This is a genomic window from Pseudomonas sp. LBUM1669 (assembly GCF_059695705.1).
The window spans coordinates 4,233,652-4,254,126 of the sequence record NZ_CP166784.1 but is presented as its reverse complement, the minus strand read 5'-3'; the positions used below and the strand labels follow the sequence as shown (position 1 = coordinate 4,254,126).

At 61.2% G+C, this 20,475-nt stretch carries 20 protein-coding genes and 2 pseudogenes; 14 read left to right on the top strand and 8 right to left on the bottom strand.

Features of this window, described 5'->3' with window-relative positions:
- Positions 1-116: 116 nt before the first annotated feature.
- Both queD and ACA051_RS19840 read right to left on the bottom strand, forming a co-directional pair.
- The gene (queD, locus tag ACA051_RS19845; protein WP_008152165.1) at positions 117-473 is read right to left on the bottom strand and encodes a 6-carboxytetrahydropterin synthase QueD; all 357 of its coding nucleotides are present in this window, start codon (positions 471-473) and stop codon (positions 117-119) included.
- Positions 474-558: 85 nt separating this feature from the next.
- Complete coding sequence (locus ACA051_RS19840) at positions 559-1,638, bottom strand: patatin-like phospholipase family protein (protein WP_497371554.1); 1,080 nt, start codon at positions 1,636-1,638, stop codon at positions 559-561.
- A gap of 277 nt (positions 1,639-1,915) precedes the next feature.
- Between ACA051_RS19840 and ACA051_RS19835 the strand changes: the two genes are divergently transcribed.
- The 4 genes from ACA051_RS19835 to ACA051_RS19820 are packed head-to-tail and all read left to right on the top strand — an operon-like array spanning position 1,916 to position 4,511.
- The gene (locus ACA051_RS19835) at positions 1,916-2,224 is read left to right on the top strand and encodes a PepSY domain-containing protein (protein ID WP_497304112.1); all 309 of its coding nucleotides are present in this window, start codon (positions 1,916-1,918) and stop codon (positions 2,222-2,224) included.
- Entirely contained in the window at positions 2,224-2,529 is a 306-nt protein-coding gene (locus ACA051_RS19830) for a PepSY domain-containing protein (protein ID WP_497304110.1), read from the top strand. The genes ACA051_RS19835 and ACA051_RS19830 overlap by 1 nt, the downstream gene beginning before the upstream one ends.
- Positions 2,530-2,532: 3 nt before the next feature.
- A complete protein-coding gene (locus tag ACA051_RS19825; RefSeq protein WP_109633283.1) occupies positions 2,533-3,201 on the top strand; it encodes a response regulator transcription factor in 669 nt (222 codons plus the stop codon).
- A complete protein-coding gene (locus ACA051_RS19820) occupies positions 3,198-4,511 on the top strand; it encodes a sensor histidine kinase (RefSeq protein WP_497304108.1) in 1,314 nt (437 codons plus the stop codon). Before ACA051_RS19825 ends, ACA051_RS19820 begins: the two co-directional genes overlap by 4 nt.
- A gap of 141 nt (positions 4,512-4,652) precedes the next feature.
- On the opposite strand, the pseudogene ACA051_RS19815 reads toward ACA051_RS19820, so the two are convergent.
- Both ACA051_RS19815 and ACA051_RS19810 read right to left on the bottom strand, forming a co-directional pair.
- A pseudogene (locus ACA051_RS19815) lies at positions 4,653-5,165 on the bottom strand (methyl-accepting chemotaxis protein); the annotation flags it as partial.
- Between the two features lie 393 nt (positions 5,166-5,558).
- Positions 5,559-6,581, bottom strand: a pseudogene (locus tag ACA051_RS19810) (cache domain-containing protein); the annotation flags it as partial.
- Positions 6,582-7,186: 605 nt separating this feature from the next.
- On the opposite strand from ACA051_RS19810, the gene ACA051_RS19805 reads away from it, so the two are divergent.
- Both ACA051_RS19805 and ctpM read left to right on the top strand, forming a co-directional pair.
- Positions 7,187-8,503 (top strand): Na+/H+ antiporter family protein, encoded by a 1,317-nt coding sequence (locus ACA051_RS19805; protein WP_497310630.1) that lies wholly within the window; start codon positions 7,187-7,189, stop codon positions 8,501-8,503.
- 197 nt (positions 8,504-8,700) lie between these two features.
- Complete coding sequence (ctpM, locus tag ACA051_RS19800) at positions 8,701-10,383, top strand: methyl-accepting chemotaxis protein CtpM (protein ID WP_497304105.1); 1,683 nt, start codon at positions 8,701-8,703, stop codon at positions 10,381-10,383.
- Positions 10,384-10,533: 150 nt separating this feature from the next.
- Here ctpM and ACA051_RS19795 read toward each other — a convergent pair whose 3' ends face one another.
- Complete coding sequence (locus ACA051_RS19795; protein WP_497371552.1) at positions 10,534-11,469, bottom strand: LysR family transcriptional regulator; 936 nt, start codon at positions 11,467-11,469, stop codon at positions 10,534-10,536.
- A 225-nt stretch (positions 11,470-11,694) separates the two neighbouring features.
- Between ACA051_RS19795 and ACA051_RS19790 the strand changes: the two genes are divergently transcribed.
- The 3 genes from ACA051_RS19790 to ACA051_RS19780 all read left to right on the top strand — a co-directional run bounded on the left by ACA051_RS19790 (position 11,695) and on the right by ACA051_RS19780 (position 13,051).
- A complete protein-coding gene (locus tag ACA051_RS19790; protein WP_497304102.1) occupies positions 11,695-12,180 on the top strand; it encodes a DMT family transporter in 486 nt (161 codons plus the stop codon).
- A complete protein-coding gene (locus tag ACA051_RS19785; RefSeq protein WP_219096491.1) occupies positions 12,180-12,635 on the top strand; it encodes a DMT family transporter in 456 nt (151 codons plus the stop codon). Before ACA051_RS19790 ends, ACA051_RS19785 begins: the two co-directional genes overlap by 1 nt.
- A 248-nt stretch (positions 12,636-12,883) precedes the next feature.
- Positions 12,884-13,051, top strand: coding sequence for a metallothionein (locus ACA051_RS19780; protein ID WP_010458576.1), 168 nt, complete (start codon positions 12,884-12,886; stop codon positions 13,049-13,051).
- A 67-nt stretch (positions 13,052-13,118) separates the two neighbouring features.
- On the opposite strand, the gene ACA051_RS19775 is transcribed toward ACA051_RS19780, so the two are convergent.
- Positions 13,119-13,346, bottom strand: a complete 228-nt coding sequence (locus tag ACA051_RS19775; RefSeq protein ID WP_010458578.1) for a DUF6555 family protein — start codon at positions 13,344-13,346, stop codon at positions 13,119-13,121.
- A gap of 145 nt (positions 13,347-13,491) precedes the next feature.
- Here ACA051_RS19775 and ACA051_RS19770 point away from each other — a divergent pair, with 145 nt between their 5' ends.
- The 3 genes from ACA051_RS19770 to ACA051_RS19760 all read left to right on the top strand — a co-directional run bounded on the left by ACA051_RS19770 (position 13,492) and on the right by ACA051_RS19760 (position 15,685).
- Positions 13,492-14,277 (top strand): AraC family transcriptional regulator, encoded by a 786-nt coding sequence (locus ACA051_RS19770; protein WP_497371550.1) that lies wholly within the window; start codon positions 13,492-13,494, stop codon positions 14,275-14,277.
- A 247-nt stretch (positions 14,278-14,524) separates the two neighbouring features.
- Positions 14,525-14,698 carry a DUF1427 family protein gene (locus ACA051_RS19765; RefSeq protein WP_497371548.1) on the top strand — a complete coding sequence of 58 codons (174 nt, stop codon included), beginning with the start codon at positions 14,525-14,527 and terminating at the stop codon, positions 14,696-14,698.
- A gap of 30 nt (positions 14,699-14,728) precedes the next feature.
- Positions 14,729-15,685, top strand: a complete 957-nt coding sequence (locus ACA051_RS19760; RefSeq protein ID WP_497304097.1) for a quinone oxidoreductase family protein — start codon at positions 14,729-14,731, stop codon at positions 15,683-15,685.
- 120 nt (positions 15,686-15,805) lie between these two features.
- On the opposite strand, the gene ACA051_RS19755 is transcribed toward ACA051_RS19760, so the two are convergent.
- A complete protein-coding gene (locus ACA051_RS19755) occupies positions 15,806-16,828 on the bottom strand; it encodes a purine-nucleoside phosphorylase (protein ID WP_497371546.1) in 1,023 nt (340 codons plus the stop codon).
- 24 nt (positions 16,829-16,852) lie between these two features.
- On the bottom strand, positions 16,853-17,809 hold the full coding sequence (locus ACA051_RS19750) for a nucleoside-specific channel-forming protein Tsx (RefSeq protein WP_497371544.1): 957 nt from the start codon (positions 17,807-17,809) through the stop codon (positions 16,853-16,855).
- Between the two features lie 435 nt (positions 17,810-18,244).
- On the opposite strand from ACA051_RS19750, the gene selD reads away from it, so the two are divergent.
- Together selD and mnmH are read left to right on the top strand one after the other, a co-directional pair.
- Complete coding sequence (gene selD, locus ACA051_RS19745; protein WP_497371542.1) at positions 18,245-19,279, top strand: selenide, water dikinase SelD; 1,035 nt, start codon at positions 18,245-18,247, stop codon at positions 19,277-19,279.
- A complete protein-coding gene (mnmH, locus tag ACA051_RS19740; RefSeq protein ID WP_497371540.1) occupies positions 19,279-20,379 on the top strand; it encodes a tRNA 2-selenouridine(34) synthase MnmH in 1,101 nt (366 codons plus the stop codon). The genes selD and mnmH overlap by 1 nt, the downstream gene beginning before the upstream one ends.
- Positions 20,380-20,475 lie beyond the last annotated feature (96 nt).

Sequence of the window (20,475 nt, the reverse complement as noted above, 5' to 3'; positions counted from 1 at the left end):
GTGGGAGCGAGCCTGCTCGCGATAGCGTCGGCACACATAGCATCAATGTGACTGACAGGCCGCTATCGCGAGCAGGCTCGCTCCTGCAGGGGAATTGTGTTGTCCTTTAGAGCGGTTTACTCGCCGTGATAGATGCAGCCGCTGGTGCACGTCTCGTGGATACGGATCGCGCTGAGTTCCGGCAGCAGGGGCTTGAGTTCCTTCCAGATGAACTTGGCCAGCACTTCGCTGGTCGGGTTTTCCAGGCCGGGAATGTCGTTCAGGTAGTTGTGGTCGAGGCGCTCGTAGAGCGGCTTGAAGATCGCCTTGATTTCCGAGAAGTCGCGGATCCAGCCAGTGTGCGGATCGAGGTCGCCGCTCAAGTGAATCGCCACTTTGAACGAGTGACCGTGCAAGCGGCCGCATTTATGGCCTTCCGGTACGTGAGGCAGGCGGTGGGCGGATTCGAACGTAAACTCTTTGAAGATTTCCACAGTGATTTTCAGCTCTGTCAGGTGGCGATCGCCGCGGCGATGTGGGCAGGCGGCGAGTTTACCAGAGCGCCGGGCAAAACACTGACTAAAGGGTCAGCAAGCGCTCGCCGAGGCGACCATTGGCGGCCAGTTCGAGGAACTCGTCGCCCAGGCGACGGCTTTCGTCCATCGTTGTACGCCAGTATTTCTGCCGGCTCGCGGCATCGCCCATGAAGCGCTTGAAGTCGTTGCGGTCCGGAAGCTTGCCGTAGGGCAGGCGCGCCAGGTAGTCCTTCGACGGCGCCAGCAGCAGAACATCCTGCAACCGCGCCGGGCAGGCTCGGCGCCACGGCAGGGTCTTGTCGAACCAGCCGGGAATGACCCGGTCGGTGAAATGCGGATAGAGCACGATGTCGTTGCCGCTGTAGGGCAGGTCGAGGTGATAGTCCAGCAGGCCGCCATCGCGAAACGTCCCCGCACCTGCGCCCGGCAGGTCACGCACGCCTTCCATCACCATCGGGATCGAGCCCGACGCGAGCAGGGCCTGACGCAGGTTGCCGACATTCAGCGCGACGAAGCGCGACGGGAAATCGTTGAGTGCATGGACCGGCGGCGCCAGGCGCGGGTCGTGGATGATCAGCCGTTCGAAGTGCCGCGACAGTCGCGCGCGACCACGCAGGTTGTCGGCGATCACCGACGACAAACCCAGCCCGAGACGGCCGCGATGATCGTCCGCGAGCAGGCCGTGGCTTTTGACCACCATGATGTTCAGGCGGTAATGGGCGTTGTCCAGAATCGACGCATCGCGACCGTCGAGCAGTTCATCGAGCATGCGCCGGGAGCTCTGGCTGATTTGCGCCATGGTCACGCCCTTGTCGAAATTCTGCTCGGTGTACAGCTGGCCGAGGCGCCGAATGCCTTCGGCGGCGTCCGGCAGACAGGCGCTGGCGAAGCGCCAGGAACCCACCGACGCACCGATCAGCGAACGCTCACGCGGTGCGGCCGGCAGCCATTCGCCAAACAACGCCAGGTCCAGACCTTGAATCCCCAACGCCTTTGGCCCACCGGCAGCACCCGGCAACGTGCCGACATCGGCGGCGCTCAACCCGTTTTCACGGATGCGCGCCAAGGCACGCGGGCCGGCCTTGAGGGTCAGGGAAGGGAACTTGATGTGGATGGCGGTCATACCGGTCTCGATGTCGGGCAAGCGGATGGGATTATAAACAGGTCGGGCAACACCACAAATTCACACTGTGGGAGTGAGCCTGCTCGCGATGGCGTCGTGTCAGTCGGCATCACTGTTGAATGTCAATCCGCCATCGCGAGCAGGCTCACTCCCACAGGGTTTGTGTTGATCAGTGATGCCTCGTTGTCATGACCAATGATGGCAATTCAGTTTCAGTTAAGTTCAGCCCGCTAAGGTGCTCCCCGTAGGCAACACATAAAAAATACGGAGACACCCCATGAAAACCCTGACTGCCCTGTTCACCGCGTCCATCCTCACCTTGACCGCCAGCTTCGCCCACGCTCGTGACTTGGGCCCCGACGAAGCCCTTCGGCTGCGCGACGCTGGTACCATTGTGTCTTTCGAGAAGCTCAACGCCACCGCTCTGGAAAAACATCCCGGTGCCAAAATCACCGAAACCGAGCTGGAAGAAGAGTACGGCAAGTACATCTATCAGGTTGAGCTGCGCGACCCACAAGGCATTGAGTGGGACCTGGAATTAGACGCTGTCAGCGGGCAGGTTCTCAAGGATCATCAGGATACGTAATGAAGGTGTGTTCATTTTCACGCAGGGCGCTGGTGCTGCTGGCGTTCTGCTCGGTCGTCATGGCCCGCGACCTCGATCAGGACGAAGCCCTGCGCTTGCGCCAGCAAGGCGTGATTCTGCCGCTTGAACAGCTCTTGCAGCAGGCGCTAGACCTGTATCCCGGGTCCAAACTGCTGGAAGCCGAGCTTGAAGAGAAACATGACGTCTACATTTATGAAGTCGAGCTGCTGACCACCGAAGGGGTGGTCCGTGAATTGGACATCGAAGCCGCCACTGGCCGTTTACTGAAAGACAAGGAAGATTGATCGATGCGTTTGCTTCTGGTGGAAGACCACGTGCCGCTGGCCGACGAATTGATGGCCGGCCTCAACCGGCAGGGGTATGCCGTGGACTGGCTGGCCGATGGCCGCGACGCGGTGTATCAGGGCAGCAGCGAGCCGTATGACCTGATCATCCTCGACCTCGGCCTGCCGGGGTTGCCGGGCCTTGAGGTGTTGGCGCAATGGCGGGCCGGTGGTCTGGCGACGCCGGTGCTGATCCTCACGGCACGCGGTTCCTGGGCCGAGCGCATCGAAGGCCTCAAGGCCGGTGCCGACGATTACCTGACCAAACCGTTCCACCCCGAAGAGCTTCACCTGCGGGTTCAGGCGTTGTTGCGTCGCTCACACGGCCAGGCCAACCAGCCGACGCTCAAGGCGGCGGGGCTGCACCTGGATGAAGGTCGTCAGTGCGTGACTCGCGACGGTGCCGACATCCAGCTGACGGCCGCCGAGTTTCGCCTGCTGCGCTATTTCATGCTGCACCCCGAGCAGATCCTCTCCAAAAGCCACCTCGCCGAACACCTCTACGACGGTGAAACCGAGCGCGACTCCAATGTGCTCGAAGTTCACGTCAACCACCTGCGGCGCAAGCTCGGGCGCAGCGTGATCGAAACCCGTCGCGGCCAGGGTTACCTGTTCGGCGGACAAGCCCAGTGAGGTCGATCCAGCGCCGCTTGAGTCTGGGGCTGATCAGCGTGATGGTGGTCGTCGGTCTGGTGCTGGCGCAAACCAGTCTGTGGTTGTTCGAAATGGGGCTGCAGCGCTACCTCGAAGCGGGGTTACGTAACGACAGCGAAGACTTGCTGGTGGCGCTGGTGCGCGGACCGCAAGGCTTGCAGCTGGATGAACGGCATTTGTCGCCGGCCTATCAGCGCCCGTTTTCCGGGCATTACTTCCGCATCGATTTTGCCGACAGTCACTGGCGTTCCCGTTCGCTGTGGGATCAGGAGCTGCCGCGTCTTGACCATCCGGGCCTGCACAGCAATTTGCAGCTAGGGCCGGAAGGCCAGCAATTGCTGGTGCTGCGTTCGGATTATCGGCGGCTCGGCCAGTCGATTTCGATCAGTGTGGCGCAAGACTACACGCCGGTGCGCGCGAGCTTCCGGCGCATGCAACAGGTCGGCCTGGGCCTCGGGCTGGCGGGGTTGCTGCTGATTCTGCTACTGCAACGGATCACCGTGCGCCGCGCCTTGCGTCCCCTGGAAAAAGCCCGCGAGCAAATCGCCCAGTTGCAACAGGGCCAGCGTTCGCAACTCGACGACCAGGTGCCGGTGGAACTGGAGCCGCTGGTGGCGCAGATCAACCATCTGCTGGCTCACACCGAAGACAGCCTCAAGCGTTCGCGCAACGCCTTGGGCAACCTTGGGCACGCGCTGAAAACGCCGTTGGCCGTGTTGCTGAGCGTGGCTTCCAGCGAGAAGTTCGACGCTCATCCCGAGCTGCGAAAGCTCCTCAAGGCGCAGCTTGAGCAAGTGCAGCAGCGACTCAATCGCGAACTCAATCGCGCCCGCTTGTCCGGTGATGCGCTGCCGGGGGCGTTGTTTGATTGCGATGGGGAACTGCCGGGGTTGTTGGCGACGTTGAACATGATTCACGGCGAGCACCTGGACCTGAGCTATCGCGTACCGACCGGTTTGCAGCTGCCGTGGGATCGCGAGGATTTGCTCGAACTGCTGGGTAATCTCTTGGATAACGCCTGCAAATGGGCGGATGCCGAGGTTCGCTTGAGCGTGGTCGAGACGGCTGAGGGGTTTGAGTTAAGCGTGGAAGATGATGGGCCGGGGATTCCTGAAGACCAGCGTGCCGAGGTGTTCAGCCGGGGGACACGGCTGGATGAACAGACGGATGGGCACGGGTTGGGGTTGGGGATTGTGCGCGACATCGTCGACACGTGGGGCGGGGTGATGAGGTTGGAGGAAAGCGAGTGGGGCGGCTTGAAAGTGCTAATCAAACTGCCCAAACGCTGAGTATCCCTGTAGGAGTGAGCCAGCTCGCGAAAGCGGGGTATCAGTCGACATCTCTGTTGCCTGACACACCGCTATCGTCGGATCGCCGCCCGGAGCCGGCGCACTCCCACATTTTGATCTTCAGTGGCCGCGATAACTGCGTTAAACGCGAAACTGATCCATCAAACTCTGCTGCTGATTCGCCAGGCTATTAAGCGACTGACTCACCCGCGCCGATTCATTCGCCTGTCCCGACAGCGACTCCGTCACATCGCGAATCGTCGCCACGTTGCTGTTGATCTCCTCGGCCACCGCGCTCTGCTCTTCGGCCGCAGAGGCAATTTGCAGGTTCATGTCGCTGATCACCGTCACCGCCTCACCAATCTGGCGCAGCGCCGTCACCGCTTGGCCCACTTGCTCGACGCTGCCTTGCGCCTGGCGATGGCTGTTGTTCATCGAGCCGACCACGTCCTGCGTGCCGCTCTGTAACTGCTCAATCACCAAACGGGTTTCTTCAACCGACTCCTGGGTACGTCGAGCCAAGTTGCGCACCTCATCGGCGACCACGGCAAAACCACGGCCGGCTTCACCGGCACGGGCCGCTTCGATCGCGGCGTTGAGGGCCAGCAGGTTGGTCTGCTCGGCGATGGCGCGAATCACTTCCAGTACCGAACCGATTTTCTCGCTGTTGGCCGCGAGGCCTTCCACTTGCACCATGGCGGCGCTCATGTCGGCGGCGAGGTTGTCGATGCTGGTAGTGGTCTGGCCGATGACGGTCAGGCCCCGGCGAGTCGCTTGATCGGCATCCTTCGCCGCCTGGGCGGCTTGTGCGGCACTGCGGGCGACGTCCTGGGCGGTGGCGCTCATTTCGTGGGATGCGGTGGCGACCTGATCGACCTGACGGTATTGCTGCTCCATGCCGGCGCTGGTCTGCGTGGCGATGGCGGAGGACTGGTCCGCGGTGCTACGGGCGTCCTGCACCGAGCGTTTCACTTCGGCGATGATCGGTTGCAGCTTGTCGAGGAAGCGGTTAAACCAGCCGGCCAACTGGCCGAGTTCATCCTGCTTGTCGTAAGCCAGGCGCCGGGTCAGGTCGCCTTCGCCGCTGGCGATGTCTTCAAGCATGCGCGCCACGCCGAGGATCGGTTTGGTCACGCTGTGCGCCATCAGCCACACCAGCAGCAAGCCCAGCAGCGCGGCCAGCACACCGAGGCCGAGTTCAACCAGGGTGCCGCTTCTATTGCTGTCATCGAGTTGGTTTTTCAGGGTTTCGGCGGGGCCGACCAGGACTTTTTCCGGCACGTCGAGCAACACGCCCCAGGATTTTCCACCGGGAATCGGCTGGAACGGCGACAGCACTTTCAGTTGCTGGTTGCTGTGCAGGCTTTCGGTTTTGCTGCTGGTGGCGAGCATGCGAATCAGCTCGGCACCGTTGGTCTTGTCCACGGCGTCCAGCCGCTGGCTGAGTTTGCTGGCATCCGCGCTGTAACCGGCAAGCAAGCCGACCGGGCTGATGATGCTGACGCGGGTCTGGCCGTCGTAGAGCTTTTTGCTTGCGCCCTGACTCATGGCCTGCAAACTGTTGAGGTTGATGTCCACCGACAGCGACGCGATGACTTTGCCGTTGACCATCAGCGGGAACACGATGCTGGTCATCAGCACGTTCTGGCCGTCGATCACATAGAAATACGGTTCGATCACGCACGGCTTGAGCGTAGTGCGCGGGCAAGTGAACCAGGCGTTGGCCGGCTCGCCGCTGGGACCGGCGTTGGTGTCGGCCATGTCGCTTTCCGGCAGTGCCATGGAGGTCACTTTCCCCGGCGTCGGTTGCGACCAGTACAGGGCAAAGCGACCCTTGTCGTTACTGCCCAACTCGGCCTGGCCGGCGAACAGATCATCCTTGCCGTCCAGCGCATTGGCTTCGAACACCAGGGACAGGCCGAGCAATTCCGGATTGGCTTGCAGCGCCGACTTGACTTGGCGGGTCAGGTCTTCACGCAGGTCGAAGGCGTCCAGAAAGCGCTTTTCCGCCTGATCGCGCAGGAACAGCACCTGGCGCGAAAAGCCATGGCCGTATTGATAGGCGTCCATGAACTGCTGACGAATCACCAGCGCCTGGTTTTCACCCTGGGATTCGATCCGGGCCTGAGCGGCTTCGGTGAGCATCTCCATGCTCGAGGCTTTCACCATCTCGGAGCTGTGCTCCATGCGATACAGCGAAAGACCCACCAGCAGGGTCACGATGCCTGCCAGGCAAAGCCCGGCCAGCAGGGTGATCTTCCATTGGATGGAAAGTTGTCTGAGCAACATGGAGGGACGTCCTTATTCGATATTTATCTGAGACTCTGCACTGTAACGGCCGTCATTCGGCTTTCTTTATGCCATCGGACAAATGGGCACTAGTGGCGAGGGAGCTTGCTCCCGCTGGGGTGCGAAGCGCCCCCAAAACCTGAGATAACGGTTTGTCAGATGCACCGCATAGGCTCAATTGCGACTGCTGCGCAGTAGAGCGGGAGCAAGCTCCCTCGCCAGAGGTCACCCTAAGTTGTTACACATCGTCACCGACCACGCGCTTTGACACCGGGCCGACTCTGCGGCACAGTGCGCGCCCTCTAATAAAACCCATTCTTCAATCCGCTGGCGGCTCTTCGCAGACTGCCGGCTGAGCTCATTTCGCTTGGCTTGAGGTAACGATGATTAATGCTGTAATAGCCGCGGTCGGCGTCATGCTGGTCCTCAGCCTGTCCCGCGTGCACGTAGTGATCGCGCTGATTGTCGGCGCCCTGGTGGGTGGCTTGACCGGTGGCCTGGGCATCGACGCCACCCTGAAAGCCTTTAATAGCGGCCTCGGCGGCGGGGCGACGGTCGCGTTGTCCTACGCTTTGCTCGGCGCGTTCGCCGTGGCGATTGCCAAGTCCGGCCTGGCCCATGCCCTGGCGGACAAAGCCCTGCTGATGGTGGATCGCCAACACGCCAGCGGTGGCGGTCAGGTCAAGTGGCTGCTGATCGGCTTGCTGTGGGTGGTGGCCATCGCTTCGCAGAACATTCTGCCGATACATATCGCATTTATTCCGCTGCTGGTGCCGCCGCTTTTATATGTGCTGACCAAGCTGCAACTGGATCGCCGCTTGATCGCCTGCGTCATGACCTTCGGCCTGATCACGCCGTATATGTTCCTGCCGGTGGGCTTCGGCAATATCTTCCTGAATGAAATCCTGCTGGCCAACGTTGCGCGCAGCGGCGTCGACATCAGCGGCATCAACGTCACCCATGCCATGGGCATTCCGGCGTTGGGCATGGTCGTGGGCCTTGCGGTAGCGTTTATCAGCTACCGCAAGAAACGCGTTTACGACCTGGAAAAGATCGAGAAGGTGGAGCAAGTCGCAGTGGCGTACAACCCGCTGAGCCTGATGGTCGCCGGTGTGGCCATTGCGGCGGCGTTCATCATTCAGCTGCTGCTTGACTCGATGATCATTGGTGCGCTGGCGGGGTTCCTGATCTTTTCGGTGTCGGGCATCGTGAAGTGGCGCGACACCGATGACCTGTTCACCGAAGGCATGAAGATGATGGCGATGATCGGCTTCATCATGATCGCCGCCTCGGGTTTCGCCGAAGTGATGAAAGCCACCGGCCAGGTGCAAACGCTGGTGGAAGCGTCGGCCTCGTGGATCGGGCACAGCAAAGGGGTCGGCGCGCTGTTGATGTTGCTGGTCGGCTTGCTGGTGACCATGGGCATCGGTTCGTCGTTTTCCACCGTGCCGATTCTGGCGGCGATTTTCGTGCCTTTGTGCGTGCAACTGGGTTTCAGCCCGATCGCGATCGTGTGCATCGTCGGCACGGCCGGTGCGTTGGGTGACGCCGGTTCGCCGGCCTCTGATTCGACGCTGGGCCCGACTTCTGGTCTGAACATTGATGGCCAGCATCACCACATCTGGGACACCGTGGTCCCGACATTCCTGCATTACAACCTGCCGCTGCTGGCGTTCGGCTGGGTCGCGGCGATGGTCCTCTAAAAACACCTATCCCCTCTGTGGGAGTGAAGCCTGCTCGCGATTGCGCCGTGTCAGTTATAAAAAGGTCGACTGGCACACCGCAATCGCGAGCAGGCTCACTCCCACAGGGGGACTCTGCGTCCCGGCAATTCAACTTTTGGTTCGGCGTGCCGTTAAAGCCTTTAACCACGCCAACAAAATCAAAAGAGTGAACCGTCATGCGCATGAGCCTGAAGGCTAAAGTCCTGTCCCTTGCCGTCCTCCCGGTGTTGCTCTTTGCGCTGGTCATCAGCCTGACCACGCTGTTCATTCTGCAGGAACAGGCGCGCAAGGAAGTCGAGGAAACCCGCCAGCGCCTGCTCAGCGATGCCAAGGCCACCCTGCAAAGCTACGTGGCCGTGGCCATGACCACGATCAAACCGCTTTACGACGCGGCCGCCCCTGGCGATGACGCGGCGCGGGCGCAGGTGATCAAGCTGTTGTCGAGCATCACCTACGGCAAGGACGGCTACTTCTTCGGCTACGACTCCAACACTGTGCGCCTGTTCAAGGCCAACAGCCCGGACGGCGTGGGCCAGAGTTTCAAGGACAACCGCGATCCGAATGGCGTCTACGTCAACCGAGACCTGGTGAAAGTCGCCAAGGACGGCACCCACTACCTGCAATACAGCTCGCCGCTGCCCGGCAACACTCAAGTGCTGGTGCCGAAACTCGGCTACACCGAATACCTGTCGAAGTGGGACATGGCGGTCGGTACGTCGGTGAACCTCGACGGTATCGAAGCACAAGTTGCGCTGGTCCAGGCCAAGGTGCAGGAGCGGATGGAAGGCGTGGTGCTGACCATCGCCGGTATCGCGGTGGTGATGCTGCTGGTGATCGCGGCGATCGGGATGCTGCTGGCCAATACCATTCTGCGTCCGCTGAACCTGATGAAAGCCAACCTCGATGACATCGCGGCGGGCGAGGGCGACCTGACCCGTCGCCTGACCATCACCAGCCAGGACGAACTCGGCGAACTGGCCGGCTCGTTCAACCGCTTCGTCGACAAGATCCACAGCCTGGTGCGCCAGATCACCGAAATGACCTCGCAACTGACCGGCCTGGTGAATCAGGTCTCCGATCAGGCCCAGCGCTCGGATCAGGCGATGGAGCGTCAGCGTCACGAAACCGATCAGGTCGCCACGGCGATCAATGAAATGTCGGCGGCGGCCCAGGAAGTAGCGAAAAGCGCGCAAAACGCGGCGGTGGCTGCCCAGCAAACCGACGAAGAAGGCCAGGCCGCCAAGCGCGTGGTAGCCGGCAGCATTGTGAAGATTCATGCGTTGGTGGACGACATTCGCAGCAGCGGCGTGTCCCTCGACAGCCTGCAAAAGGATGTGTCGTCGATTGTCAGCGTGCTCGGGGTGATTCGTTCGATTGCCGAACAGACCAACCTGTTGGCGCTGAACGCTGCCATTGAAGCCGCGCGTGCCGGTGAAGCGGGTCGTGGTTTTGCGGTGGTGGCTGACGAAGTGCGGGCGCTGGCCAGTCGCACGCAGATCAGCACCCAGGAAATCCAGGGCATGATCGACCGCTTGCAGGCCGGGACCCAATCGGCAGTGGAAGCGATGCGTCGCTCCAGCGAAGCGGGTGACGGCACCTCGGCCCAGGCCAATGAGGCCGGCGCATCGCTGGACACCATGGCCCAGCTGATCGGCACCATCAACTCGATGAACGCGCAAATCGCCAGTGCGGCTGAAGAGCAAACCGCCGTGGCCGAAGAGATCAACCGCAGCGTGCATCAAATCGCCGTGGCGGTGGACAACGTCGCCGACGAAACCCAACTCGGTGCCCAAACCTCGCGCAGCCTGGCTGATCTTGGTCAGCGCCTGGGCAAACTGGTCGGCCAGTTCCGGATCTGACAGCGTCTACCCAACTGTAGGAGCCAGGCTTGCCGGCGAAGGCGTTCTTGAGGGCGCCTTCGCCGGCAAGCCTGGCTCCTACAGGAAACAATTCGTATACGTGACACACCGCTTTCGCGAGCAGGCTCGCTCCCACAAGGTTATGTGGAGTCAGGGCCTGTCCCAGTAAGGCACCGTTCCAAAGCGTTCAACGAAGAAATCAATCACCGTGCGCACCTTTACCGACAACCGTCGGCTGCCTGGCCACAGCACCGCAATCTGCTGCGGTTCGAGGCTGTTCGACACCTGATACTCCCCCAGCACCGGCACCAGCGTGCCGTTGCGCACCGCCTCACCAATCAACCACGACGGAAACATCACCAGCCCCAGGCCCTGTTCGGCGGCTTGCGTGAGCGTGTCGGCGTGGTTGCCGGTGATCGGCCCTTTGACGGAGTAGGGCGTCCAGTCCTGCGGTTCTTTGCGGAAGAACCAGCGCTGCTGGCCGGTCACGCCCTTGTAGGCCAGGCATTGATGCGCCGCCAGTTCTTCAGGGTGTTGCGGCGTGCCATGACGTTTGAGGTAGGCCGGGCTGGCCGCGACTTGAAAGCGATGGGGCGCCAGGATCCGCGCCTGCATGCTCGAATCGTGCAGCGGGCCGATGCGAAACAGCAAATCGGCGCCTTCCTGTAACGGGTCGACGTAGCTGTCGGTTTGCTGGATATCCAGTTGCAGTTTCGGATAGCGCTCGCACAACTGACCGAGCCACGGCGTCAGATGCCGTTGCCCGAAGACCACCGGCGCGTTGATCCGCACCAGTCCGCTGGGTTCGCTTTGCTGTTCCTGCAAGGCCTGTTCGGCTTCCTCCAGTTGCACCAGCACCAGCCGCGCATGATGACCGAGCATGCGTCCTGCTTCGGTGGGCGTGACGGCGCGCGTGTGGCGATAGAGCAATTGCTGGTTCAAGGCCTGTTCCATCAGCTGGATCTGCCGGGAAATCGACGAGGGCGCCAGGCCCTCGCGGCGGGCGACTTCGGAGAAGCTGCCATGGTCTAGCACCGCGACAAACAGCCGAAGTGATTTGAATCCGAGCTCGTTGAGGCCATGCATGATCGATCCTGTTGTGCGAGTTGCGCAAAAGTGTTGTGGTGATGCTCCCATTTATCGCAAAGGATCGCCAGCCGATAATGCACGCCACAACGGCTCCCATGTAGGAGCGAAGCTTGCTCGTGAAGGCGGCGTGTCAGACGCCGAAAATGTCGACTGATACGACGCCTTCGCGAGCAAGCTTCGCTCCTACGGGGGCCGTATTCATCTGACGGGCGGGTTTTCCTTATGCAATCTTCTTCAATCGACATCGCTGCAGCGCCAGCGGCAAAACCAGGGCTGCGGCTGTTGCTGCTGCCTCTGGTGATCCTCGCCGGCATGGGCCTTTCCGTGGAGGCCGGCTTACTCGGACCGCTCGGGGTTCAGGTCGGACACTTATGGGCGACGTTGAGCATCTTCGGCGTCGGCTCGGCGATTCTGTTTTTGCTGTTGTTGTTCAGCGGCAAGCAACAAGGTCCGGCGTTGAACACCTTGCCGCGTTGGCAACTGATCGGCGGATTCCTCGGGCCGATCTACGTGGTGGTGCTGACCCTGGCCACGCCGCACATCGGTATCGCGATGACGATGATCGCGATCCTCTCCGGGCAAGTTGGCAAAAGCGTGTTGATCGACCACTTCGGCTGGTTTGGCGCCACCCGCAAAAAGGTCAATGGCGAACGTTGGCTGGCGTTGCTGCTGATTGTCGCGGCACTTGTTCTGATTGCTCGGGGTTGATGATGAATCTGATTATTTTGTTGGCCGTGGTCGTGGCCGCCGGTGCGGTGTTGAGTATCCAGGCGGCGATCAACGGGCGTCTGGGGGAAACCGTCGGCGTGTTGCGCAGCAGTTTGCTGACCTTCGCGGTGGGCGCGGTGGTCACCGGGTTGCTGATCCTGTTTTTCGAACCGGCCCATGCCGTGAGCCTGCTGGACGTGCCGAAATGGCAACTCAGCGGTGCGTTGTTCGGCGTGGTCTACATGATGGTCATGGTCGGCGCGGTGCCGCGGGTCGGCACGGCGGTGGCAACTGTGGCAGTGATCGTAGGGCAGTTGGGCATGGGGATGCTGATCGACAACTTCGGCTGGTTGGGTAACCCGGCGATCGAGTTGTCGAGCAGCCGGATGCTGGCGATGGTGTGCCTGGCGTTGGCGTTGCTGTTCATGTATCGCAGCAGCACCCGAAGCGAGTAACCCCGATTTTTACTCATGTCGAACATTTATCTGTAGCAGCTGCCGAGCCTGCGAGGCTGCGTCCGAGGACGGAGTCCTCGTAAATCCTGTGCACGCGGTTTGCCTGAAACACCGCGGTGCCTGATTTTACGACTGCTTCGCAGCCGAACGCAGCCTCACGAGTTCGGCAGCTGCTACAGGGGCTCCTACACTGATCAGTGAGGTGCGCATTTGCCGCACGCGACGACCACACCCATGGAGTCAGACTCATGATCGACAGTGAAAGTACCTGCGACTGCCCCAAATGCTCCTGCAAACTGGGCGAGCACCCGATAGCGCGTCACGGCAAACACTATTGCTGCGAAGCGTGCGCCAAGCACCACGAACATGGCGAGGAGTGTGCGAGCAAGGGCTGCAAGTGCGCACACGCCAAATAGCTCATCAACACGAAGTGGAGCCACTCGGGCTCCACTTTTAATGTTGGGTGACTTCCCCCTGTGATGCTCAACCCGCCGGTCGCCACGTCACATTTTCGATGCCGAATTTTTCCGCTAGTGGCTTGCTGGTTTTTTGCACCTTCTCTCGGCCAAAGCGCGGGATTCGTCCGACCCCCGCGTCACAACTGGCCCAGTGCCAAGCCTCCGCGTTGTCCATTTTGTCCAGGCGGATAATGAAAGACTTTGGCGCGCCATGAAGGGTGTATTCAATGACGAAAAGTTTTGCGTTGTTCATAAAGCCCGTATTCCTCCCTGTGGTAATACAAGGATCGTTTGGGTAACGGAAAATTCATTCCGATTGTCAGACGGCGGCCGCCAGTAGCGACAAGGTGAGTGGCCCGTTACCATGCAAGACCTGAAAACCCCAATGATCATTGCCCATGGCCCTTGCCGCCCCGCCAGACCTGAGTGACACCGATGTGCCTGTGCAACCGCTGGCGCGCACTTACCCGCGCGGCTTGTACATCGAGCCCCACGAGCACGACTGGGGCCAATTGCTGTACGCGATGAGCGGGGTCATGTGGGTCGAAACGCCCCATGAGGCGTTGGTGGTGCCGCCGCAACGGGCGGTGTGGCTGCCGCCGGGCGTGCCGCATGGCATCCGCGTGGTCTCGGACCTGCAGATGCGCAACATCTACCTGCGGCCCTCATTGGCGGCCACGCTGGATGACAGTGTTCAGGTGATTGAAGTCGGCGGGCTGCTGCGAGAGCTGATCGTCGGGCTGGTGGAGCAGGGCGATGATGGCGCGCCCGAGTATTACGAAGCGCTGGTTGGCCTGGCGCTGTTGGAGCTTAGGCGAGCCAGGCGTTCACTGTTGAAAATCCCGTTGCCGGATGATTCCGATCGGCGCCTGATGCACCTGTGTCAGGCCGTCATGGCCGCGCCCTCGCTGGACATTCCCTTTGAGCAGCACGCTGAAAATGCCGGTGCCAGCGTGCGCACCCTGGCGCGGCTGTTCAAGGAAGGCTTGGGCATGGGCTTCGCCGAATGGCGGCGGCAGGTGCAACTGGCGACCGCCGCGGCGGAGTTGATTCAGGGCGTGCCGGTCAGTGCGATTGCCCGGGAGCTGGGCTATTCGCCGAGCAGTTTCAGCGACATGTTCCGCCGGGAACTGGGTGTCGCACCTTCGCAGTTCTGCGCGAGCCAACCCCCCGTCCAGCCATGACGCAGATCTGTAGCCGCTGGCGAATCCCTGTGGGAGCGGGCTTGCTCGCGAAGGCGGAGTGCCAGTCGACATCTTCGGCGTCTGACACGCGGCCTTCGCGAGCAAGCCCGCTCCCACAGGGGCTGCTATCCAGTTTGCATTGCATCCGGCATTGGCGATTTGGCCGATATTCAGAAGCACTTGGCCGATGCACGCCGTCACCGCTCTCTAGACTTCAGGCATACCTTGTTTGCCCCCGGAGTCTGTCATGGGTTACCTCATCTCGCTGGTCATCGGTCTGGGCGTCGGCCTGCTCTACGGCGCACTGGATTTCCGTTCTCCCGCCCCACCGGCCATTGCCCTGGTGGGCCTGCTGGGCATGCTCGCCGGCGAAAAGTTGTGGCCCATGGGCCGGCAACTGGTGGCTGGCTGGGTCTCCTGAAATCCTTTCCTTTATGCGATGGAAACTCCCATGAAAGCACTGCAATTCGACCAGACCGGCGACCTCTCGGCCTTGCGTTATGTCGATGTTCCGACCCCCGTTCCCGGCGCTGATGAAGTGCTGGTCCAGATCAAGGCGGCCGGCCTCAACCCCAGCGATGTGAAGAACGTGCTGGGGCGTTTTCCCTACACCACCCTGCCGCGCATCCCCGGCCGGGATTTCGCCGGTGTGGTGGTTGAAGGGCCGCAGGCACTGATCGGTCAGGAGGTCTGGGGTACCGGTCGTGAACTGGGTTTTTTTGCCGACGGTTCCCATGCGCAATTTGTAAAACTGCCGGCCAATGGCGTGGCGCTCAAACCCACCCATCTGAGCTTCGCCCAGGCCGCCAGCCTCGGCGTGCCGTACACCACGGCGTGGGATGCGCTGGAACGCAGTCTGGTGACGGTCGGAACGCGGCTGTTGGTGATTGGTGGCGGGGCGGTCGGCAGTGCCGCGCTGGCGTTGGCCAAGGTGCGCGGCGCTCAAGTACTGGCGGCGGCGCGCCGGCCCGAGCAGGTCAAGGATCTGCAGGCGCAGGGGTATCCGACGCTGCAACTGGATAAACCGGACGACCTGGGGGCGCAGGTGCAGGCCGTGTATGCCGGCGGCGCCGACGTGATTTTCGACACCACCGGCTTCTGGCTACCGGCCTCGGTCCCGGCGCTCGCGGCGTTCGGCCGCATTGCGATCATCGCGGCGCCGGTAGACGGCATGGTGCACCTGCCGGCGCTGGCGTTGTATCGCAAGGGTGGTTCGGTGGTGGGGATCAATTCGTTGTTGTATGGCGTCCAGGCGTGTGCGGCGATGCTCGATCAGTTCGGCAAGTTCTTTGATCAGGGGTTGTTGCCGTTGCCGGAAGGGTTGTTTGAATCGCCATTGGCCGAAGGGTTGGAGCGGTATGAAGAAGTGAATCAAGGGGCTGGCGATAAGGTAATTTTGTTGCCGTAACCCCAATCAAAATGTGGGAGCGAGCCTGCTCGCGATGACGGAGTGTCAGTCGACATTTTAGTTGCCTGATACACCGCTATCGCGAGCAGGCTCGCTCCCACAGGGTCTTGTATTTTCAGATCAAACCTCGGGAACACCATTCTCCCACGCCGACCAATTGTTCAAGATCTCCTGCACCAAGGGATTCCCCGTCCGGTACAGGTTCTCCAGCGCCGGCACAACCCCGCCCTGATCCGCATACTTGAGCAGGTTGTCCACTTCGCTCTGGCCCGATGCCGGTCGATCAAAATCGGAGCCCGCGCGCACCACCGCCAGACGTTGCACATCCACCAAGCCCTCGCGACTCGCCCGCAGCAGTGCTTCGTAGGTGGAGTTGTCTTCCTGTTGCGTCGTGCAGTACTCGCCTTTGTCGTCGGTCAATAGCTTGGTCCAGACCTCGGCACGTTCACTCAAGCGCGTCCCGGAAAACCACGTGTTGCCCGCCAACGTATCGCACTGCGTCACCACCGGAAGATGATTGGCCGGCGCCGAGGGGTACTTCAGGCGCCATGCCGCCGATTCCTTGCTCTCGCTCAGTTCCACTTTGTGCGTCAGGGCGAATGCCTTGGCCTGCAACTTCGGATTGAGCTCGAACACTTCGGTCTTGTAGTCCAGCGGCGGTTTTTGGTTCGGGCCTTGGGTGTTGATGCCGATGTAGCCGGTCGGCCAGTCTTTCGGTGCATCTCGCGAATCCAGTTCCCACTGGGTGCCGAACTCCACCAGGTAATGCGCCCACGCGGTGGTGCCGATGGTCCCGTGTTTCGGGCTGATGCCGGCAATCCCGGCGATCAGGAAGTAGCTTTTACGCAGGTCGAATTTCGGCGACAGGGCCAGGGCCAGTGTCGAAGCTGCGGCGTTGGTCTGGCCCATGCCGGTGACCATCAAGCACACCTGCGCCGCGTTGCAGCGAATGGTCGGGTACTCGGCGGACAGGCCCGGCACTCGGGTTTCCTGCTTGAGTTCAAGGCGATCGATCCAGTTCTGCGCCTCGGGGGCGAACATGGTGATCAGCATCACTTTCGGCTGGATCGGTGCTTCGCTTGCCCAGGCAGTGGAAGCGAGCAGGGCGACACAGGCCAGGGAAATACGCGTCATTGCATCCATACAACCTCCAGGTTCAATCAAGCCTCAGAACTGATAACCGATGCCGGCGTAGTAACCCCAGCCATTGGAGCGAGCGCGGAAGTCACCGTCACCGAAATTCAACTCGCTGCCATCCTCCCAGTTGCCGCCGTTGTGGAAGTAACGGCCGACCAGGGTGAAGCGCAAGTGCGTGAACGAGTACAGCAACACATTAGTGGCGACGGTGGCGTTGGCGGTGCGGGCCGGGTTGTCCTTGTGCAGGTCCGAGCCGAAATCGAAGTTGGTGAAGCCAATGTAGGTCAGTGACGCGCCGTTGCTGAAGTTGCTGATCGGCACGATGTATTTGAGCTGGGCGCGATAGCCATCCCACGAGTATTCGTTGCTGGCGCCATAGTTTTCCCACTGATAACGCCCGTAGAAGTTCGCCGACAAGTTGACTCGCGAGTGGGTGTCGATGTCGGTGCCCAGGCCGCTGTACAGCGTATTGGCACGGTTGGCGCTGTTGCTGCCGTGGTCGTAGATCCAGTCGAACGCCACGTACCACTCTTTGAACGGCCCGATGGCCAGGCTGCGGCCGGCGAGGTAGTCGATGGAGATCCGCGGTTCGTGCTCCATGAACACCGGCGAGCCGTGGTCCCACACGCCTTTGTCGTGACTGTTGCCGATGTCGAAGATTTTCGGGATGTCGATGTAGCCGTACAACTCGAACGGCCCTTTGCGCCCGAAGTACTCGTACTCCAGGTAAATATCGTCGGCAGGTTGCGGGCCGAAACTGATGTCTTTGCTGCCGATGACGGTCAAATCCTGGTTGAACCAGTCCGACAGGTAGACGCCTTTTTTCGGCGGGCTGGCTTCGGGACTCAGGGTTTCGCCCTGGGCGGATTCTTCGGCGGGCGCGGGTTGCGCCAAAACGGTGCTGCTGAGTAGTCCTGTAACGCTGGCCAGCAGCAAGGAAACAGCAAGAGTGCGCGAGCAAGTCACGCGGCTGGACGTGCGGTGCATTAAAAGTCCCTTTTCGTGCGGATCAAAAGCCCGGTTCTTCGGGCTTGCGCGGTTATGTCGCGAAAACGTCTGCATCAGCGACTCGCAAACGTTTGCACAAGAGATGCCAATTATTTCAATTCCATGAAAAATCGACGAAATCAGGGTTTTTATTGTCGGTTTGGTCAGCTACGCGGACTGACGCTCTGTAGCAGCTGCCGAGCAGCGCGAGGCTGCGTTCAGCTGCGTAGCAGTCGTAATCCTGAATGCACGGTTTGCCCGATGAATCACACATGCGGATTTTGCGACTGCTTCGCAGCCGAACGCAGCCTCGCGCTGCTTCGCAGCCGAACGCAGCCTCGCGCTGCTCGGCAGCTGCTACAAGGCGTGTGGTGTTGCGCCTCAGATTGAACGCCAATGCTAGACTCGCCCCCATTGTCTTCACGAGGTATTCCCATGAGCGAGCCGATTCGTCTGACCCAATACAGCCACGGCGCTGGCTGTGGCTGCAAAATTTCGCCGCAAGTGCTGGAGGTGATTCTGGCCGGCAGTGGCGCGCAGAACCTCGACCCCAGGCTCTGGGTCGGCAACGCCTCGCGCGATGACGCAGCGGTGTACGCGATCGACGAAGAACGCGGTGTGGTCTCGACCACCGACTTCTTTATGCCGATCGTCGACGACCCGTTCGATTTCGGCCGCATCGCCGCCACCAATGCCATCAGCGATATCTACGCCATGGGCGGTGATCCGCTGATGGCGATTGCGATCCTCGGCTGGCCGGTGAATGTGCTGGCGCCGGAGATTGCCCGGGAAGTGATCCGCGGCGGACGTTCAGTGTGTGACGAGGCGGGCATTCCGTTGGCCGGTGGGCATTCCATCGACGCACCGGAGCCGATCTTCGGCCTGGCGGTGACCGGACTGGTAGAAAAGCGCCACATGAAGCGCAACGACACCGCCACCGCCGGTTGCCTGCTTTACCTCACCAAACCCCTGGGCATCGGCATCCTTACCACCGCCGAGAAGAAGGGCAAGTTGCGCACGGCCGACATTGGCCTGGCTCGCGACTGGATGTGCACCCTGAACAAACCCGGCAGTCGTTTCGGCAAGCTCGACGGCGTGACGGCGATGACCGACGTCACTGGCTTCGGCTTACTCGGGCACCTGGTGGAAATGGCCGACGGCAGCAACGTGACTGCGCGCATCGAATACAACCGTGTGCCACGTCTGCCGGGTGTCGAGTATTACCTCGATCAAGGCTGCGTGCCGGGCGGCACCTTGCGCAATTACGACAGTTACGCCAGCAAGGTCGGGCGCGTGCAGGAACTGCATAAACGGGTGCTGTGCGATCCGCAGACCAGCGGTGGCCTGCTGGTTGCCGTCACGCCCGAAGGCAACGAGCAGTTCCTCCGCGTGGCCGCCGAACTGGGCCTGTCCCTTGAGCCAATCGGTGAGCTGGTTGAGCGACAGACCCACGCGGTCGAGGTGTTTTGATGTCAATCGACTTCACCGATTACCGCGACATCTTTCTCAACGACCGGCCGATGCTGGATGCCCGCGCGCCGGTCGAATTCCACAAGGGCGCGTTCCCCGGTGTGATCAATTTGCCGCTGATGAACGACCACGAGCGGCAGCGGATCGGCACCTGCTACAAGCAACACGGCCAGCAAGCGGCGATCACCCTCGGGCATCAACTGGTGTCTGGCGAGATCAAGGCCGAACGCATCCAGGCCTGGGCCGAGTTTGCCCGGGCGCACCCCGAAGGCTATTTGTATTGTTTTCGCGGCGGCTTGCGTTCGCAGATCGTCCAGCAGTGGCTCAAGGACGAGGCCGGCATCGATTACCCGCGCGTCGGCGGCGGCTACAAGGCCATGCGCAGCTTCTTGCTGGACACGGTCGATCAGGCCGTTGCCCAGTGTGATTTCGTGTTGCTGGGCGGCATGACCGGCACCGGCAAGACCGAGGTGCTCACGCAGCTGCGCAACGGCCTGGACCTCGAAGGTCACGCCAATCATCGCGGCTCCAGCTTCGGCAAACGCGCCAAAGGCCAACCTTCCAATATCGACTTTGAAAACCGCCTGGCGGTAGACGTGCTGAAGAAGCGCGCCCATGGCATCGAGCAGTTTGTGTTGGAAGACGAGAGCCGCGCGATCGGCAGTTGCGCGTTGCCCTTGCCGCTGTTTCAAGGCATGCAGCAGTATCCGATGGTCTGGCTGGAAGACAGCCTGGAAGGGCGGATCGAACGGATCTTGCGCGATTACGTCGTGGACTTGTGTTCGGAGTTTATCGGCGTGCACGGCGATGAAGGGTTTGCGCTGTTTTCCGAGCGCTTGCTGGAAAGCTTGAACAACGTTCAGAAGCGCCTGGGCGGTGAACGGCACCGGCGGCTCTTGATCTTGATGGAGGACGCGCTGGCCGAGCAGGCCAACAGCGGGACGGTGGATTTGCACCGGGGCTGGATCGAAGGGTTGCTGCGTGAGTATTACGACCCGATGTATGCGTTTCAGCGGGAAAAGAAGGGCGCGCGGATTGAGTTTGCCGGGGAGAAGGGCGCGGTTCTTGAGTACCTGCGCGAGCGGCAGATCAACCGATAGTGATATGTTGGTTTTTCTGGCCCCATCGCGAGCAGGCTCGCTCCCACACGGGATCTGTGTCGCACCGGAGATCCAATGTGGGAGCGAGCCTGCTCG

Coding starts and splice junctions, on each gene's coding strand:
- ACA051_RS19835 (WP_497304112.1), top strand. CDS start 1,916: ATGAAAACCCTGACTGCCCTGTTCACCGCGTCCATCCTCACCTTGACC.
- ACA051_RS19790 (WP_497304102.1), top strand. CDS start 11,695: ATGCAATCTTCTTCAATCGACATCGCTGCAGCGCCAGCGGCAAAACCA.
- ACA051_RS19785 (WP_219096491.1), top strand. CDS start 12,180: ATGATGAATCTGATTATTTTGTTGGCCGTGGTCGTGGCCGCCGGTGCG.
- mnmH (WP_497371540.1), top strand. CDS start 19,279: ATGTCAATCGACTTCACCGATTACCGCGACATCTTTCTCAACGACCGG.
- ACA051_RS19760 (WP_497304097.1), top strand. CDS start 14,729: ATGAAAGCACTGCAATTCGACCAGACCGGCGACCTCTCGGCCTTGCGT.
- ACA051_RS19825 (WP_109633283.1), top strand. CDS start 2,533: ATGCGTTTGCTTCTGGTGGAAGACCACGTGCCGCTGGCCGACGAATTG.
- ACA051_RS19750 (WP_497371544.1), bottom strand. CDS start 17,809: ATGCACCGCACGTCCAGCCGCGTGACTTGCTCGCGCACTCTTGCTGTT.
- selD (WP_497371542.1), top strand. CDS start 18,245: ATGAGCGAGCCGATTCGTCTGACCCAATACAGCCACGGCGCTGGCTGT.
- ACA051_RS19780 (WP_010458576.1), top strand. CDS start 12,884: ATGATCGACAGTGAAAGTACCTGCGACTGCCCCAAATGCTCCTGCAAA.
- ACA051_RS19765 (WP_497371548.1), top strand. CDS start 14,525: ATGGGTTACCTCATCTCGCTGGTCATCGGTCTGGGCGTCGGCCTGCTC.
- ACA051_RS19840 (WP_497371554.1), bottom strand. CDS start 1,638: ATGACCGCCATCCACATCAAGTTCCCTTCCCTGACCCTCAAGGCCGGC.
- ACA051_RS19775 (WP_010458578.1), bottom strand. CDS start 13,346: ATGAACAACGCAAAACTTTTCGTCATTGAATACACCCTTCATGGCGCG.
- ACA051_RS19795 (WP_497371552.1), bottom strand. CDS start 11,469: ATGCATGGCCTCAACGAGCTCGGATTCAAATCACTTCGGCTGTTTGTC.
- ACA051_RS19830 (WP_497304110.1), top strand. CDS start 2,224: ATGAAGGTGTGTTCATTTTCACGCAGGGCGCTGGTGCTGCTGGCGTTC.
- ACA051_RS19755 (WP_497371546.1), bottom strand. CDS start 16,828: ATGGATGCAATGACGCGTATTTCCCTGGCCTGTGTCGCCCTGCTCGCT.
- ctpM (WP_497304105.1), top strand. CDS start 8,701: ATGCGCATGAGCCTGAAGGCTAAAGTCCTGTCCCTTGCCGTCCTCCCG.
- ACA051_RS19770 (WP_497371550.1), top strand. CDS start 13,492: ATGGCCCTTGCCGCCCCGCCAGACCTGAGTGACACCGATGTGCCTGTG.